Origin of the sequence: Azospirillum sp. RU38E (assembly GCF_900188385.1) — a bacterium.
Lineage (GTDB): Bacteria > Pseudomonadota > Alphaproteobacteria > Azospirillales > Azospirillaceae > Niveispirillum.
On sequence record NZ_FZOI01000005.1, the window covers coordinates 186,605 to 202,570 of the forward strand.

Genomic DNA, 15,966 nt, shown 5'->3' on the forward strand with positions numbered 1-15,966 from the left:
CCGGCTATTCCGTCTTGTCCACCTTATCCGCCGCCTTCCGGGCAGCACGGGCGGCCAGGTCACGGCGGGTGGCGCCGTCGGCGCATTCCATCCAGGCCAACCGGGCCACCCGTTCCGCCAGACTGAAACTGTGCTGACGGCGCGGGGTGCTGGCGGGGGCGCTGTCTGCCCCCGCCAGTATTTTTGCTGTCGGCGGATTCGTCATGCCGCCTTTACACCCCGGATGAAGGTCTCCACCGCCTGGCGCAGGGTGGCGGCCTGCTGGGCCAGCTCACGCGAGGCACCCAGCACCTGTACCGAACCGGCGGCGGAACTTTCCGCCGCCTCCCGCACGCCGCTGATGGTGCGGGAGACTTCCTGCGTGCCGGTGGCGGCCTCGGCGGCATTGCGGCTGATCTCCCCGGTGGCGGCGGTCTGTTCTTCCACCGTGCCGGCGACCGTGGCGGAGACCTCGTTCAGGCGGAAAATCACCTGGGCGATGCGGCTGATCGCCTGTACCGATCCGTCGATACTGTCGCGCATCAGGGTGATCTGGGTGCGGATATCGTCGGTGGCGCGGGCAGTCTGGTTGGCCAGGGTCTTCACCTCCGATGCCACCACGGCAAAGCCCTTTCCGGCCTCCCCGGCGCGGGCGGCCTCAATGGTGGCGTTCAGGGCCAGCAGGTTGGTCTGCCCGGCGATGCTTTCGATCAGGGCGATCACATCATTGATGCGCTGGCCGGCCTCGTTCAGGCTCTGGATGCTTTCCTGCGCCTGCTCGGCCTCCTGCGAGGCGGTGCGGGCAATATCGCGGGCACCGGTCATCTGGCGGGCCACTTCCTGGATCGATCCGGTCATCTCCTCCGTGGCGGCGGCCACGGTCTGCACATTGGCCGCCGCCTGCCCGGTGGCGGAGGCGACGATGCCGGATTGCTGGGAAACCTGTTCAGAGGCGGAAGACAGCGACTGCGCCGTCGCCTCCAGCTCCGTGGCCGACCCGCTGAGCACGCCGAGGGCTTGCGAAATTTCGTTGTCGAAACGGGAAATCATTGCATCAATGGCGCGGGCCCGTTCCTCCTTGGCGGCTTGTTCCTGGCGCTGTTGCGCTTCCAGCGTCTCCCGTGCCTGGGCGTTCTGCTTGAAGACGATTGCCGTGCCGGCAATGGCGCCGATCTCATCCTGGCGGCTGGTGCCGAACAGCTCCACCTTGCTGTCACCATCCGCCAGTCGGCGCAGACAGCCGACAATGGCGGCCATCGGCGTGATGATGCCGGTTTGCGCGACCCAGATGCCGCCGGCAATGCCCAGAACAATCCCGCCGACCGCCACCAGGATCATCACCAGCAAGGAAGTATCGGCCGTGTCATCGGCATAGGCGGCCAGTTTCTTGCCTTTGGCGTTGGTATAATTGACATAATCCATGACATCGCTGGTCCATTCTGCCTGGGCGCCGGCCTCGGCATCGATGGCGACCAGCAATGCGTCCTGGCGGGTTCCCGGCGTTGCCGCCAGTTCCAGCGTTTTGCGTTGGATTTTCTCATACTCGCCGAAGGTGCGCAGGATTTCGGCCAGCTTCTTTTGCTGTTCAGCATCGCCGGTGACCTTGGCAGCTTGGTGCTGTTCCATGAAATCCTGGCGGATTTTCGCCAGATTCTGCCGGATTTCCGACAGGCTGTCCGGCTTCAGCGCCAGCCGGTATTCCTGCTGCTGCATTTCCACCGCGATGCGGCGGAAGCGGGCACCATACAGGATTTCATCGGATGTAACGCTGATGCCCTCCACGGCGGCGGCGATATTGCCCAATCCCAGCGTACCGGTCACGGTGATGACGCCGGAAACGGCCGCCATGAACACCAGAACCAACAGAATTTTCGATCTGATTCGAATATTGTCCAACATTTCCAGCCCTTCCTCGTGCAGCGACGGCAGACACGGTATGGGCCTGCGGCGTCGATGCGGTCGCACCCCATCGCCCTTTCCAAGTTTCCTTGGTTCCCACTGGCTGGATTTTTGTTTGTTGACAAGACACGGAGGTCCGCTACCGCTTAACCATTTGAACGGGCGGAAAACCGGTCTAAATTCAGGAGACGGCCTGCTGCTATACGAAATAGGCATCAGGACCAATTTACACGCGACCGGGATAGACGCATCAAATTGGCAACGGCAAGCCTCTACCGCAGTTGGAAAAACCAGGGCGTGCTAACCGCCAGGGCAGGCAATGCAACAAGCTGCCGCCAGGGTGAGTGGCTGCCTCATGAAGCGCGATACTGATGATTGCTCCCTGTTTCGGTCCTGCCACCTGGCAGATGCCATCACATCCCCTGTGTTGAAGATCCATGCCATGGCGAGCAGCTTACAAACCAAAAAATCGAATCGCAACGGAAAATGGGAGTCATTTTTCGATTTTAAACTAAATTTTCACTCCCGCCTGACGGGAGGAAACATTGGCAGGCAGATATTCGGCCACCACCCGTCGGGGGGCGTGCGATGAACAGCGTCGCTGCCCGGCTGCGGGCCATTCGGCGTCATTTTGGCTTTTCCACCCGTGCGCAGATGGCGGAGAGGCTGAATTTGCCAGCCTCCACCTATAATGGCTACGAAACCGACCAAGGTCCACCCAAGCTGGAATGGCTGACCGAACTGGCGGCCATGGGGGTGGATATTAACTGGTTGCTGCTGGGGCAAGGGGAGATGATGCATGGTCATGCGCCCAACGCTACAGCTCCCGTGGTGATCGACGATATCCTGCTGGCGGCCATGATCCATACGGTGGAGCGGCGGGAGCAAGGCGCTGGTAAACCATTGACAGCGCAAGAAAAAGGCCAGCTGGTGGCCCGACTTTACACCATGACGCTGCAGCACGCTGCGGCCAGCATCCCGCAGGGACCGCTGCGTCTGGATGAGAAGGCGGCGGGGGAATGACGCCAAGGGGCATGAGTTATGACCGTTGATATTACGCGATTTTCAGTTTTTTCACCGTCACCCCGGCGAAGGCCGGGGTCCAGGTTTGTAGAACAATGCGACTGTGATTCTGGACCCCGGCCTTCGCCGGGGTGACGGTAAGGATACAGTAATACAAATCTCCCTTGATCGTGACCGATCCAGGGAGATTTCGCGCTCCCTCACGCGCCGGGCGCTGCCTCCGGCAGCTTGGCTTACGCGCCACGTGGCGCGGGCCGGCGGTCGCCGGCCTCCAACCCGCCTAAAGGTCAGCCTTTAGGCGGGTTGGTATAAGATTTTGATAATGAATGAAAACCTTCCAGACAGACGCAGAGGGAACACGAAATCTCCCGAGAATCCGATTTTCCGCTATAATGTGATGAAAAATCGTCGGACCCCTCACGCACGCCGCGCACTGCCCATATCCTGGCGCACCTGGGCCACCAGCCAGCGGCGGAATCGGGCCAGCGCCGGCTCGTTCCAGCGGCGGGGGCGGGCGAACAGCACATAGGGCTGCATCACCACGGCGGATGTGCCCAGTTCCACCAGACCGCCGCTGGCCAGATCGGCCCCGCAGATCAGCTCATTGGCCAGGGCCACGCCCTGGCCCAGCCGGGCCGCCTCCACCGCCAGATGCGCGTGCCATAATTTCGGGCCGCGCAGTTCCTTGGGCGCCGTCAGGCCGGCGGCGGCGAACCAGACCCGCCATTGCTCATGGCTTTCCTCATGGATCAGTGGGGCGGTGGCAAGCCCGCCCAGATCATCGGCCAGGGTCGGGTGCTTTTCCAGCCAGAAGGGGCTAGCCACGGGGAAGACGCGCGGCCGCGCCAGCACGGCGACCCGCATGTCACCGGTGGCCGGGGCACCATAGCCGATCTGGGCATCCAGCGTATCATCGGCCAGATCAGGCTTGATATCGCCCGGCCGCAACGAAATATCGATTTCCGGATGCAGGCGCTGAAAATCCGGCAGGCGCGGCGTCATCCAGCGCAGGGCGAAGCCGGGCAGGCAGCCAATGGTCAGGCTGGCCGACCGCTTTTCCTGCGACACATCGCGGGTGGCATCGGCAATGTCGGCCAGCGCTGAACGGATACGGGCGGCATAGTCGCTGCCCGCCTGGGTCAGCACCACCCCCTGGCGGGAGGTGCGGACCAACTGGGCATCCACCAGTTCCTGCAGGCTGCGCAGATGGCGGCTGACGACCGTATGGTCCAGCCCCAGCTCTTCAGCGGCACGGCGGACATTGCCGTGCCGGGCCACGGCTTCAAAGGCACGCAGGGCAGGCAGGGGGGGAATTTTCATCTCCCCCCCTGCCCGCCGGCCGGTTCACTCATCCAGACCCAGACAGAGATATTTGGTCTCCAGATACTCATCGATGCCATATTTGCTGCCTTCACGGCCCAGCCCGCTCTGCTTCACCCCGCCGAACGGTGCGGTTTCGGTGGAGATCAGCCCTTCATTGACACCGACCATGCCATATTCCAGGGCTTCCGCCACCCGCCAGATGCGGGCCAGCTTGCGGCTATAGAAATAAGCGGCCAGACCATACTCGGTATCATTGGCGCGGGCCACCACATCGGCCTCGTCCTGGAAGCGCTGGATGGCGGCGACGGGGCCGAAAATCTCTTCCCGCGCCAGCCGCATTTCCGGCGTTACATCGACAATGACGGTGGGCTGGAAGAAGCAGCCGCCCAGCGCATGGGGGCTGCCACCGGTCAGCACGCGGGCACCCTTGGCCACCGCATCGGCGATCAGTTCCTGCACCTTGGCGATGGCGGCCGCATTGATCATCGGCCCCTGCTGGATGCCGGGCTGACAGCCATCCCCCACTGTCAATGCCTCCGTCGCCGCCACCAGCCGGTCCACGAAGGCATCATAGACGCCATCCTGCACATAGAAGCGGTTGGTGCAGACACAGGTCTGCCCGGCATTGCGGTATTTGGAGGCCATGGCCCCGGCAATGGCGGTATCGAGATTGGCATCATCGAAAACGATGAAGGGGGAATTGCCGCCCAGCTCCAGCGACAGTTTCTTCACCGTATCAGCACTCTGCCCCATCAGCAGCTTGCCCACCCGGGTGGACCCGGTGAAGGAGAGCTTGCGCACGATGGGCGAGGCCGTCAGTTCCCGGCCGATGCCCACCGGATCGCCGGTGACGATATTGATGGTGCCAGCGGGGAAGCCCGCGCGTTCCGCCAGCACCGCCAGGGCCAGGGCCGACAGCGGGGTGGATTCGGCCGGTTTCAGCACCACGGTGCAGCCGGCTGCCAGGGCGGGGGCGATCTTGCGGGTGATCATGGCGTTGGGGAAGTTCCAGGGCGTGATGGCCCCTACCACGCCCACCGCCTCCTTCAGCACCAGCAGGCGGGCCCCCGGCTTGTGCGTCGGCACGATATCGCCATAGACGCGCCGGGCTTCCTGCGCGAACCATTCGATAAAGCTCAAGCCATAGCCGATTTCGCCCCGCGCCTCGTCCAGCGGCTTGCCCTGCTCCAGGGTCAGCAGCCGGGCCAGATCTTCCTTGGCGGCCAGGATCAGATCATGCCAGCGCATCATCAGGGCGGCGCGATCCTTGGCGGTGCGCGCCTTCCAGGCCGGCAGGGCGGCGTTGGCCGCCGCGATGGCGCGGGCGGTTTCCGCCGCACCCATGGCCGGTACCTGGCCCAGCACGGCACCGCTGGCCGGGTTGGCCACATCGAAGCGACCGCCATCATCGGCGTCACACCAGACGCCATTGATGAAGGCCTGCCCGCGCAGCAGCGCCGGATCGTTCAGAAAACTGCTCATGTCAATCGTCTCCGGTAGGCGCTGCGGGTCACAGGGTGAGCGCGCGTTCCAGCTTGGCCAGCCCTTCCGCCAGCACGGCATCGCCCACCGTCAGCGGCACCAGGATGCGGATGACATTGCCATGCGTACCGCAGGACAGCAGGATCAACCCTTCGGCCAGCGCCTTGGCGGTCACCCGCGCCGTCGTCTCCTTGTCCGGCGCGCCGCCGGTGCGGTCGGTGACGATATCAAAGCCGATCATCGCGCCCAGGCCACGGATGGCGGTGATCGGCACCAGATCATTGCGGGTGGCGAACGTTTCCAGCCGGGCCTTGATGGTCTCACCGATGGCATCGGCGCGGGCGCACAGCCCCTCTTCCTCGATCACCGACAGCACGGCCAGGGCGGCGGCGCAGGCCAGCGGGCTGCCGGCATAGGTGCCGCCCAGCCCACCCGGCTCCACCCGATCCATGATCTCCGCCTTGCCCAGCACGCCGGACAGCGGGAAGCCACCGGCCAGCGACTTGGCCATGGTGATCAGGTCGGGTTCCACGCCGCTATGTTCAATGGCGAACAGCCGGCCGGTGCGGGCAAAGCCGGACTGCACCTCGTCGGCGATCAGCAGAATGCCGTGACGGTCGCAAATCTCCCGCAGGGCCTTCAGCAGCTCCACCGGGGCCGGGTGGAACCCGCCTTCGCCCTGCACCGGCTCAATGACGATGGCGGCCACCCGGTCGGGGCCGATATCGGCGGCGAACAGGAAATCCAGCGCCTTCAGGCTGTCGGCCACCGTGACGCCATTCTGCGGCACGGGGAAGGGCAGGTGATAGACCTCCGCCGGCATGGAACCAAAGCCGCGCTTATAGGGCAGCACCTTGCCGGTCATCGCCATGGTCATCAGCGTGCGGCCATGGAAGGCGCCGCTGAAGGTGATGACGCCGTTGCGGCCGGTGGCGCAGCGGGCGATCTTCACCGCATTTTCCACCGCTTCCGCCCCGGTGGTGAACAGGATGCTCTTGGCCGGGGCCTTGAAGGGGGCCCGCGCGTTCAGCGCCTCCGCCAGCGCGATATAGCTGTCATAGGCAGCCACCTGGAAGGCGGTATGGGTGAACCGCTCGGCCTGGGCGGCCACGGCCGCCATCACCTTGGGATGCCGGTGGCCGGTATTCAGCACGGCAATGCCGCCGGCGAAATCGACAAAGCGATTGCCTTCCACATCCCACAATTCCGCATTCTCCGCCCGGTCGGCATAGATGGGGAAGGCGGTGGCCACACCACGCGGCACGGCGGCGCTGCGGCGGCGGAGAAGATCGGCATTGCTGGCGGTGGGCGTGGGCATCGGTCAGGTCCGGCGATGGGTGAAGATGTCCCGATATCACGCCGGATCGGCCGTCGCTTAAAGTGCGAAATGCGTCATCTATGGTGCATAAAATACACCAAAAGGCTGAACGGACAGCCGGTCCGGCAGACATGATCGCGCCGGGGGCGTTTCACTCCCGCCCCTCTTCCCGATCCCGCCGGCGCTGACGGCGTTGCAGCGTGGTGAACAGGATGAACAGGCCAAGCGCCCCGATAATCGCCGCCGCCATGGCGCCGCGTGCCGCCAGCGGCAGCGGTTCCAGCCCCATGGTCAGGTGAAAGGCGGCATAGGCCAGCAGGCCCAGCAGCAGGCCGGCGACCAGGATCAGCAGGATGGCGGCGCGCATGGGCAGAGCTTTCACAGTGGGTGAGTGACCCATCCTATCATAACAACGTTGCTCCCCTATCGGTCACGGGCGGGGGCCAGATCAGCCGCAGCGCCTGTTCCGGCCCCCGCCCGTGCGGCTGCCATTGTTTGGGATAGCCCAGGGAGACCTCTTCAAACCGCACCCCGTCACGCCAATGGGTGGCCGGCACATGCAGGTGGCCATGCACGCAGACCACAGCGCCGAACCGCTGGTGCCAGTCCTGCGTCCGCACCGTGCCGCACCAGGGGCTGAATCGGGGAATGCGGCGCAATGTCACCAGATCGGCCCGCAGCGGGAAATGGTTCACCAGGATGGTGGGCATTTCGGGCGGGCGTTCTGCCGTCAGCCGCTCCGCCGTGGCGGCCACCCGGGCCGCACACCAGGCGGCGCGGCTGTCATGGGGGGCGGGTGACAATCGCACCTCATCGGCGCTGCGCAGCCGATGTTCCCAGGCCCAGGCCAGCACATCGGCAGCCGCCACCGTCGCCGGGCGAAAGCTGTAATCATAGAGCAGGAACAGCGGCACGATCAGCACCGGCCCGCCAGGGCCGGGCCAGACAGGGTAGGGGTCTTCCGGGGTCAGCACCCCATGGCGGCGGGCCACATCCAGCATGGCCTGATATTTTGCCTGCCCGCGCAGGGGGCCGTCGGGGCCGGGCAGGGTCCACAGCTCATGATTGCCCGGCACCCAGATCAGCCGGGCGAAACGCTGGGCCAGCAAGCTGAAAGCGTCGTCCAGATGGTCCGGCCGTTCGGCCACGTCCCCGGCCAGAATCAGCCAGTCATCGCCATGGTCCGGCAGACTGGCCAGGGCGGCGCGATTTTCCGCCGCCGCCAGATGCAGGTCGGCGATGGCCCATAGCCGCATCAGCCCACCACCACCCGATTGCGCCCGGCCCGTTTGGCGGCATAGAGGGCGGCGTCGGCCGCCTCAATCAGGGTGCCGGCCTCGGCCTGCCCGTCATCCTGCACGATGCCGGCGCTGAAGGTGACGCGGAAATCCCCTATTCTGTGCGGTTGCACCAGCTGGGCAAACTGCACCCGCAGCGCGTCCAGGCGGCGCTGGGCATCGGCCAGCGGGGTGCGCGGCAGGATGATGGCGAATTCCTCCCCGCCATAGCGGCCGATATGGTCGCTGCGGCGCAGGTTCTGGCGCAGCAGCCGGGCCAGGGATTTGATCACCCGGTCGCCGCTGGCATGGCCCCGGCTGTCATTGACCTGCTTGAAATGGTCGATATCGATCATGGCGAGGCAGAGCGCGTCTCCCTCCCGCCGGACCCGCCCCAGCTCACTGACCAGCATCTCCTTGATGCTGCCATGGTTCAGGGTGCCGGTCAGGCTGTCGCGCACCATCAGGGCACGCAGCGCCCGTGCCCGCCGGGCGCGGGCCCGCGCCGTCTCCACCAGATCGCCCAGCTGCACCGGCTTGGTCAGAAAGGCGTCGCTGCCCAGGTTGACGGCACTGCGCCGGCTGTCCTGCCCGGCATCCCCGGTCAGGAAGACGATGGGCAAGGCGGTCAAATCCGCATGGCTGCGGATGACCGCCGCCAGTTCCAGGCCGGAACATTGCGGCATGTTCAGATCGGTGATCAGCAGGTCGGGGTCGCTGTCATGGATCGCCTCGATCACCAGGGTCGGATCGGCGATGCTGCGCACCTGCATCCCCGCCTGGGTCAGGGCGGCCAGATAAACCTGCCCCATCACCGGATCATCTTCGACCAGCAGAATGCGGAAAGGTTGCGGCGGCTGCATGTCCGTCAGCTCATCCAGCCGTTCCAGCAATGTCTGCGGGTCAACCGGCTGGCCCAGGAACGCCGCCGCCCCGGCCCGCACGGCCGCCAGCCGGGCAGCGAAATCCTGCTGATCCGCCGTGATGATCAGCGGGCAGCGCGTCTGCCCCGCCGCATCACGGGGCACCAGATCGGCCAGGGCCGGCATATGCTCGGCCAGCGGCTGCTGGCTCGCACCCAGAATGACCGCATCCGGCACCGCCTCTGCCATCCCGGCGGCCAGCTGCGCAGGATTGTCAAAAAACTGGACCGCATATCCGTAGAGTTGTAGGAAATCGATCAGGCTATCCCCGAGGCACGGGCCATCATCGAGGAAATATATCGTGCGCATCGTTTGATCCACCCGCCGGCAACGGGCGGCCTTCATTCCAAAACGGCAACAGGACCATACGCCGTTGCCTTGATCAGAACCTATTGGTTCCGATCAATGCCCTCAAACGCCGGCGCCAACATCCGTTGGCTTGGCTTCACGCGGCACGTGCCGCGCGGCGGCAGTCGCAGCATTACCAAACCACGATGGGTTCTGCCCATCGTGGTTTGGTATAGCATGGGCACGGGGATTTTGCAGCGTTGCCACATGCCACCATAGGCCGTTTTGGACGGCTTCTTTAATAACTCAGTATGATTTTCTTTGTATGTTCCAAAATATCCGGGCACGCCATCTGCCATAAGCGACGTACAGGACGATCCTTCATTCATGGCTGCCCCTATGCGGGGGCGGTATGCGCAAGAGATGAACAGAAAAGCCAAAGCATTGATCTTTAATATTCTGGCAGGGTTCAGGCGGTGGTTTGGATACCGGGCCTGGATGGTGCTGTCGGCTTGCCTGCTGCTGGCGGGCGGATCAATGGCGGCGCCGGCTTCTGAGCGCTATTGGGAAGATCAGTCGGCGGTGATGTTCCAGCGCCTGGGGCGGGAACGCGGCTTGCCCGGCGATATCGTGACCGCTATTGCCCAGGATGGGGCGGGATTTATCTGGGTGGGCACGCCGGTGGGGCTGGCCCGTTATGATGGCTATCGTTTCACCCTGTTCCAGCCCGATCCGCGTGACCCTGCCTCTCTGCCCGATGGCTATGTCAATGCCCTGCATGTGGACCGGGCGGGGCGGCTGTGGGTGGCCACCAACACGGGCGGTCTTGTCCGCTATGTGCCGGACACGGGCGGCTTTGCGCGCTACGCCGTCCATGCCGGTGGCCGGGGCGAGGTGCCGGTGGAACGCATCGCAGAGGATTTAAAAGGGGATTTATGGCTGGCCACGCGCGCCGGCCTGGTGCGGATGAACCCTGACAGCGGCGTGCTGCAAACCGTTCCCCTGGAAGGGCCGGCGCCCGTGATGGCGGGGATGGGCATTGATGTAACGGCCCTGCAGGTTGACCATGATGGCGTGCTGTGGATCGGCACCAGCCGCGGCCTGCGGCGGAAGACGCAAGCTGACCCCGCGTTTCAGGATGCCGGGGCCCTGCTGCGGCAGGCAGGGTTGCCCGATGATGCCGCCATTTCCGCCCTGTTCAGCGATGATCAGGGCCGCTTATGGGTGGCCACCCGGTCGGGTTCCGTGCTCTGCCATGATCCGGCGCGCCAGACGGTGCGCCTTTATGATGTCCGGTTGGCAACGGATCAGATGACAGATCATCATGTGATCCAGGCTTTCCAGGATTTGCCGCCCATCGCGGGGGGCGATTCCCGTCGCCGCATCTGGCTGGCGACCAGCCCCGGCGGTCTGCTGGAACTGGAGGAGGCGACGGGCACGGTGCGGCCCATCCGCCACGATCCAGCACTGGGCACCAGCCTCAGCGGTGACATCGTTCATATGATGCTGCGCGACCGGGCCGGGCTGATCTGGGTTGCCACGTGGGGCAGCGGGCTGAATGTGCATAATCCTGCCAATACCGGCATTCTCTCGGTCTTCTATCTGCCGGGTCCGGCTGCCGCCCCCCGGCAGGCGCTGGTACGCTCTGCCCTGACCACCCGCGAGGGGGAAGTATGGCTGGGGCTGGAAGGGCAGGGGATTGAACGGCTGGACCCGGCCAGCGGCCGCCATTCTTGGCTGCTGCCGGGTACCGGCGATGGTGCGGCACTGCCGCGTGCCACGGTGCTTTCCCTGGCGCAGGATGCCGCGGGCGATGTCTGGATCGGCACCCTGCTGGGGTTGGTCCGCTATAACCGGCAGACCGGGCGGGTGGAGCGGGTGCCCCTGCCGGCTGGCCTGGACCTGCTGCCGGTTTACGCCATTCTGCCGGTGGAAGGCGCCCTGTGGCTGGCCAGCGATGGCTTGATCCGCTACGAACCGGCCAGCGGTGCTGTCACCCGTTATCGGCATGATCCCGATGATGAAGGCAGCCTGTCCGATGATCGGGTGCGCGTGCTGGCAGAGGCCCCTGGCGGGGCCATCTGGGTCGGCACCCATAATGGCCTGCATCTGTTGGATACCAGTCAGGGCCGGCTGCGGCGGGTGCAGAACCGTTCCTGGGATTTGCGCTCGCTGGCGCATAATTTCATCACCGCCCTGCTCCATGACCGGAACGGACAGCTCTGGGTGGGGACGCTGGGCGGCGGTATCAGCGTTCAGGATAAGAACGCCGGTGAGGGGTATTTCCGCTTCCATCAGGTCAACAGCCGCAGCGGCCTGCCCGGCGACAGTGTCCATGCCCTGGTGCAGGATGCCGATGGCCGCGTCTGGGCCAATACGGAAGGCGGGCTGGCCCGCATCGATCCGGAAACCCTCAGCGTGCGGGCCTTTGATCTGGATGATGGGGTGGGGGTGCATGGGGCCAGCATGGCCGTCGGTGCCGCCCTGCCGGATGGCGCCCTGCTGTTCGGCGGGCGGGAAGGGCTCAGCATCGCGCGGCCGGCCTGGCTGCGCGACTGGACCTATCAGCCGCCGCTGGTGGTGACGGATATGCGGATCGATAATCGGCCGGTGCCGTCCGCGGGCTTGAATAATGCCGTCAGCGCGGTTGCCGGTCGCCCGCCCAGCAGCCCGGCCCAGATTATACTGCCGCCGCACAGCCGCACGCTGGCCCTGTCCTTTGCCGCCCTGGATTTTGCCGGGCCGGATTCGGTGCGCTATGCCTATCATCTCAGCGGTTTTGATGAGGGCTGGGTGCAGGCTGATGCCTTGAGCCGGACGGCCACCTATACCAACCTGCCGCCCGGTGATTATGTGCTGCGGCTGCGGGCCACCAACAAGGATGGGCAATGGGGGGCCAGCATCCGCTCCCTGGCGGTGAAGGTGCTGCCGGCCTGGTACCAGACCCTGTGGGCAAAGGCGGCGGCCCTTCTGCTGGGGCTGGGGCTGGTGGCGCTGCTGGTGCAGGCCCGCACGGCCGCCCTGCGTCACCAGCGCCGACGCCTGGAATCGGTGGTGGCGGACCGCACCCGTGACCTGATGGACGCCAATGCCGAGCTGCAGCGGCTGGCCAGCACCGACCCGCTGACCGGTCTGTTGAACCGGCGGCGGTTCGATGAACTGTCCCAGGCGGAGATTGAGCGGGCGTCCCGCTATGCCCGCCCGCTCAGCCTGCTGCTGATTGATCTGGACCATTTCAAGCGCATCAATGACACGCATGGCCACGCCATGGGCGACGTCGCCTTGCAGGAGGCGGCGCGCCGTCTGCTGGCGGCGGTGCGCTCCACCGACCGGGTGGCGCGCTATGGCGGGGAGGAAATGGCCGTGCTGCTGCCGGAAACCCCGCTGGCAGAGGCGCAGGAACTGGCGGAACGGCTGCGCCGGGTGATCAGCGACCTGCCGATCAGCCATGAAGGGCTGGCCGTGCGGGTGACGGCCAGCCTGGGGGTGGCCAGTTTCCAGGCCGCGGATGGGGACATTGCCCACCTGCTGGGCCGGGCCGATGCCGCGCTTTATGTCGCCAAGCAGCAGGGCCGCGACCGGGTGGTGGTCGCCGACGATGCGTCCAACGCCGCTGCGGCGGCATCAGCATAAAAAGGGGCGGCCTGTGACGGCCGCCCCCTGTCACATTTAAATACCCACAGCGTGACCGTCGGCCTGGTCCAGGGCCAGGTTGCGGCGGATATGGGCGATCAGCAGTTCGGTGGTGGTGGGGATGTCGAATTCCGCCGTATCCAGCACCAGATCGGGGCTGGTCGGGGCCTCGAACGGGGCGGACACGCCGGTGAACTGGGCGATCTTGCCGTCGCGGGCGGCGGCGTAAAGGCCCTTGGGGTCACGCTGGGCGCAGGTATTGACGTCGGCCTTCACCCACACTTCATGGAACCCGTCACCGATGATGGAGCGCGCCAGCGCGCGCAGTTCCGCGGTGGGGGAGATCAGGCTGACCAGCACGACGCTGCCATTTTCCGCCATCAGCTTGGCCACTTCGGCCACGCGGCGGACATTTTCCAGCCGCTCGGCCGGGCTGAAGCCCAGATCCTTGTTCAGGCCCTTGCGCAGATTGTCGCCATCCAGCACCAGCACGCGCCAGCCATCGTCGAACAGGCGGCGCTGCGCGCCCATGGCCACGGTGGACTTGCCGGCACCCGACAGGCCGGACAGCCACAGCACACCACCGCGATGGCCGTTGCGCGCCTCAAACGCCGCACGGTCAACGGAGCTGTCAACCGCCGTCACCGGGCCTTTAACGCTGGCGGCATTCTCCGCCGCCCCCAGCACCACGGCCCCACCGACGATGCGGGTGCCACGGGCAAGGCCCGCGCGACCGGTGATCGGCAGATCGGTATGGGGGTCAAAGGCGATGGGGGCCGCACTGCGCAGCACAATCTCCGCGATACCGCCCTGGCCCAGTTCCTGGGTGTCAGCATCGTTGAGGTTTTCCACATCGACGATGCGTTCGAACTTCTCCACCACCACGGCATGTTCGGCCGTGGTCAGGCGCAGGGTCAGGCGGGAACCGACGACCAGCGGTTCGCTGTCCAGCCAGAAGGCCCGCACGCGCAGCGCCAGCGCCAGATGCGGCATATGGCCGGCGGGCGCGATGATCTGGCCACGCGCCAGGGCCGCATCTTCAATGAAGGAGATGGCGGCGGACTGGCCGGCGCGGGCGAACTGTTCGCCATCGCCGCGACCGGTATCGATGCTGGCCACCGTGGCCGGCTGGCCGGTGGGGGCGATTTCCACCTTGTCGCCTAAGCGGATGCGGCCCGTCTCGATCCGGCCCACGGCCATACGGCGGTCGCCGCGACGATACACGTCCTGGATCGGCATCCGGAAGGTGGCATCGGCCCGGCCTGCCGGCGGGGTCAGCAAATCCAGCGCTTCCAGCAGGGTCGGCCCCTGATACCAGCCCATCTGCTGGCTGCGCGTGGCGATATTGTCGCCATGGCGCGCCGACAGCGGGATGACATAGAGCGGCTGCATCCCCAGCTTGGCCAGATAGGCCGAAACTTCGTCCTTCACCGCCTGCCACGCCGCCTCCGCATGGCCCATCAGGTCCATCTTGTTGACGGCGACGATCACCTTGGTGACGCCCAGCAGCGACAGCAGATAGGCATGGCGTCGGGTCTGTTCCGACACGCCGCGTTCGGCATCCGTCACCAGCACGGCGGCATCGGCACCCGACGCCCCCGTCACCATGTTGCGCAGGAATTCGCGGTGGCCCGGCGCATCGATGATGACATAGGGGCGCTTGGCTGTTTTGAACCAGATGCGCGTGGTATCCAGGGTGATGCCCTGGTCACGTTCGATCTGCAAGGCGTCCAGCAGGAAGGACCATTCCAGTTCCAGCCCGCGCTGGCTGGAAACCTTCTGCAATTCGGCCAGACGGCCTTCCGGCAGGCTGTCGGTATCATGCAGCAAACGACCGATCAGGGTGGATTTGCCATGGTCGACATGGCCGACAATCACGATCGGATAGGGGGCCTGGGCCTTGCGGGGGGCCAGGACCGGGGCTTCGGCGCGCGGGGCGGCCAGGGTAGCGGCGGGTGCCATGATCTTGCTCTTTTCCGCGAAGGCTTAGAGATAACCGGTGGTGCGCAGGCGTTCGAAGGCGTCTTCGGCCTCATGGTCCATGGACCGGCCGGCGCGTTCGGGCGTGCGGGTATTCTCCAGTTCCTCGATGATTTCCTCGATGGTGCTGGCGTTGCTGTCCACCGGGAAGGTGATGCCGATTTCACCCAGCGAGCGGAAGCGCTTGCCATCCTTGGCGAAATAGAGCGGCACCAGGGGGATTTCTTCCCGCTGGATATAGCGCCACACGTCCAACTCGGTCCAGGCCAGCAGCGGATGCACGCGCATATGGGTGCCGGGTGCGCGTTCGATGGTGAACTGGTCCCAGAATTCCGGCGGCTGGTTGGCCGCCTGCCAGGAACCATCCAGCCCGCGCGGGCTGAAAATGCGTTCCTTGGCGCGGGTGGCCTGCTCGTCGCGGCGGATGCCGGTGATCAGCCCGTCAAACTGGTACTTTTCCAGGGCCGCCGCCAGACCCAGCGACTTGCGCGCCGCCACACGGGTGCCCGGCGGCAGGGTCGGGTCCGTCATCTCAATCGGCGGGCACTCATCCTTGATCAGGTTCAGGCCCCATTCCTTGGTGTACCGGTCACGAAATTCGTACGATTCCGGGAATTCCAGGCCGGTATCCAGGTGCGCCACCGGGAAGGGAAGCTCGCCTAAGAAGGCCTTGCGGCACAGCCAGATCAGGACATTGCTGTCCTTGCCCAGCGACCAGAGCAGACCCAGCCGCTTCAGGCGTACACGCGCCTCGCGCAGGATATAGATGCTCTGGGCTTCCAGTTGATCGAGATGGTCGAGATGCTGTTGATCGAGGCTGCTCATTTGGAGGCTCCCACCC

The 15,966-nt window shown here is 65.4% G+C and carries 12 protein-coding genes; 2 read left to right on the forward strand and 10 right to left on the reverse strand.

The features are described from left to right. Positions 1-4: 4 nt before the first annotated feature. Both CHB97_RS12285 and CHB97_RS12290 read right to left on the reverse strand, forming a co-directional pair. Positions 5-205, reverse strand: a complete 201-nt coding sequence (locus CHB97_RS12285; RefSeq protein ID WP_089288266.1) for a hypothetical protein — start codon at positions 203-205, stop codon at positions 5-7. Next, on the reverse strand, positions 202-1,878 hold the full coding sequence (locus CHB97_RS12290; RefSeq protein WP_160105790.1) for a methyl-accepting chemotaxis protein: 1,677 nt from the start codon (positions 1,876-1,878) through the stop codon (positions 202-204). Before CHB97_RS12290 ends, CHB97_RS12285 begins: the two co-directional genes overlap by 4 nt. Before the next feature lie 588 nt (positions 1,879-2,466). Between CHB97_RS12290 and CHB97_RS12295 the strand changes: the two genes are divergently transcribed. Next, positions 2,467-2,901 carry a helix-turn-helix domain-containing protein gene (locus CHB97_RS12295; protein ID WP_089288268.1) on the forward strand — a complete coding sequence of 145 codons (435 nt, stop codon included), beginning with the start codon at positions 2,467-2,469 and terminating at the stop codon, positions 2,899-2,901. A gap of 417 nt (positions 2,902-3,318) precedes the next feature. Here CHB97_RS12295 and CHB97_RS12300 read toward each other — a convergent pair whose 3' ends face one another. The 6 genes from CHB97_RS12300 to CHB97_RS12325 form a co-directional block, all read right to left on the reverse strand. Beyond that, positions 3,319-4,221: a LysR substrate-binding domain-containing protein gene (locus tag CHB97_RS12300; protein WP_089288269.1), complete on the reverse strand. Its 903-nt coding sequence runs from the start codon at positions 4,219-4,221 to the stop codon at positions 3,319-3,321. A gap of 24 nt (positions 4,222-4,245) precedes the next feature. Next, on the reverse strand, positions 4,246-5,706 hold the full coding sequence (locus CHB97_RS12305) for an NAD-dependent succinate-semialdehyde dehydrogenase (RefSeq protein ID WP_089288270.1): 1,461 nt from the start codon (positions 5,704-5,706) through the stop codon (positions 4,246-4,248). A gap of 28 nt (positions 5,707-5,734) precedes the next feature. Beyond that, the gene (gabT, locus tag CHB97_RS12310) at positions 5,735-7,024 is read right to left on the reverse strand and encodes a 4-aminobutyrate--2-oxoglutarate transaminase (RefSeq protein WP_089288271.1); all 1,290 of its coding nucleotides are present in this window, start codon (positions 7,022-7,024) and stop codon (positions 5,735-5,737) included. Between the two features lie 151 nt (positions 7,025-7,175). After that, positions 7,176-7,391 (reverse strand): hypothetical protein, encoded by a 216-nt coding sequence (locus CHB97_RS12315; protein WP_089288272.1) that lies wholly within the window; start codon positions 7,389-7,391, stop codon positions 7,176-7,178. 37 nt (positions 7,392-7,428) lie between these two features. Next, positions 7,429-8,280, reverse strand: a complete 852-nt coding sequence (locus CHB97_RS12320; RefSeq protein WP_089288273.1) for a metallophosphoesterase — start codon at positions 8,278-8,280, stop codon at positions 7,429-7,431. After that, a complete protein-coding gene (locus CHB97_RS12325) occupies positions 8,280-9,533 on the reverse strand; it encodes a diguanylate cyclase (RefSeq protein ID WP_160105792.1) in 1,254 nt (417 codons plus the stop codon). Before CHB97_RS12325 ends, CHB97_RS12320 begins: the two co-directional genes overlap by 1 nt. A gap of 477 nt (positions 9,534-10,010) precedes the next feature. Between CHB97_RS12325 and CHB97_RS12330 the strand changes: the two genes are divergently transcribed. Beyond that, on the forward strand, positions 10,011-13,145 hold the full coding sequence (locus CHB97_RS12330) for a ligand-binding sensor domain-containing diguanylate cyclase (RefSeq protein WP_160105794.1): 3,135 nt from the start codon (positions 10,011-10,013) through the stop codon (positions 13,143-13,145). A 36-nt stretch (positions 13,146-13,181) separates the two neighbouring features. Here the strand turns inward: CHB97_RS12330 and cysC are convergent, their stop codons facing one another. Together cysC and cysD are read right to left on the reverse strand one after the other, a co-directional pair. After that, entirely contained in the window at positions 13,182-15,107 is a 1,926-nt protein-coding gene (gene cysC, locus CHB97_RS12335) for an adenylyl-sulfate kinase (protein ID WP_089288276.1), read from the reverse strand. 24 nt (positions 15,108-15,131) lie between these two features. Beyond that, on the reverse strand, positions 15,132-15,950 hold the full coding sequence (cysD, locus tag CHB97_RS12340; protein WP_029012744.1) for a sulfate adenylyltransferase subunit CysD: 819 nt from the start codon (positions 15,948-15,950) through the stop codon (positions 15,132-15,134). Positions 15,951-15,966 lie beyond the last annotated feature (16 nt).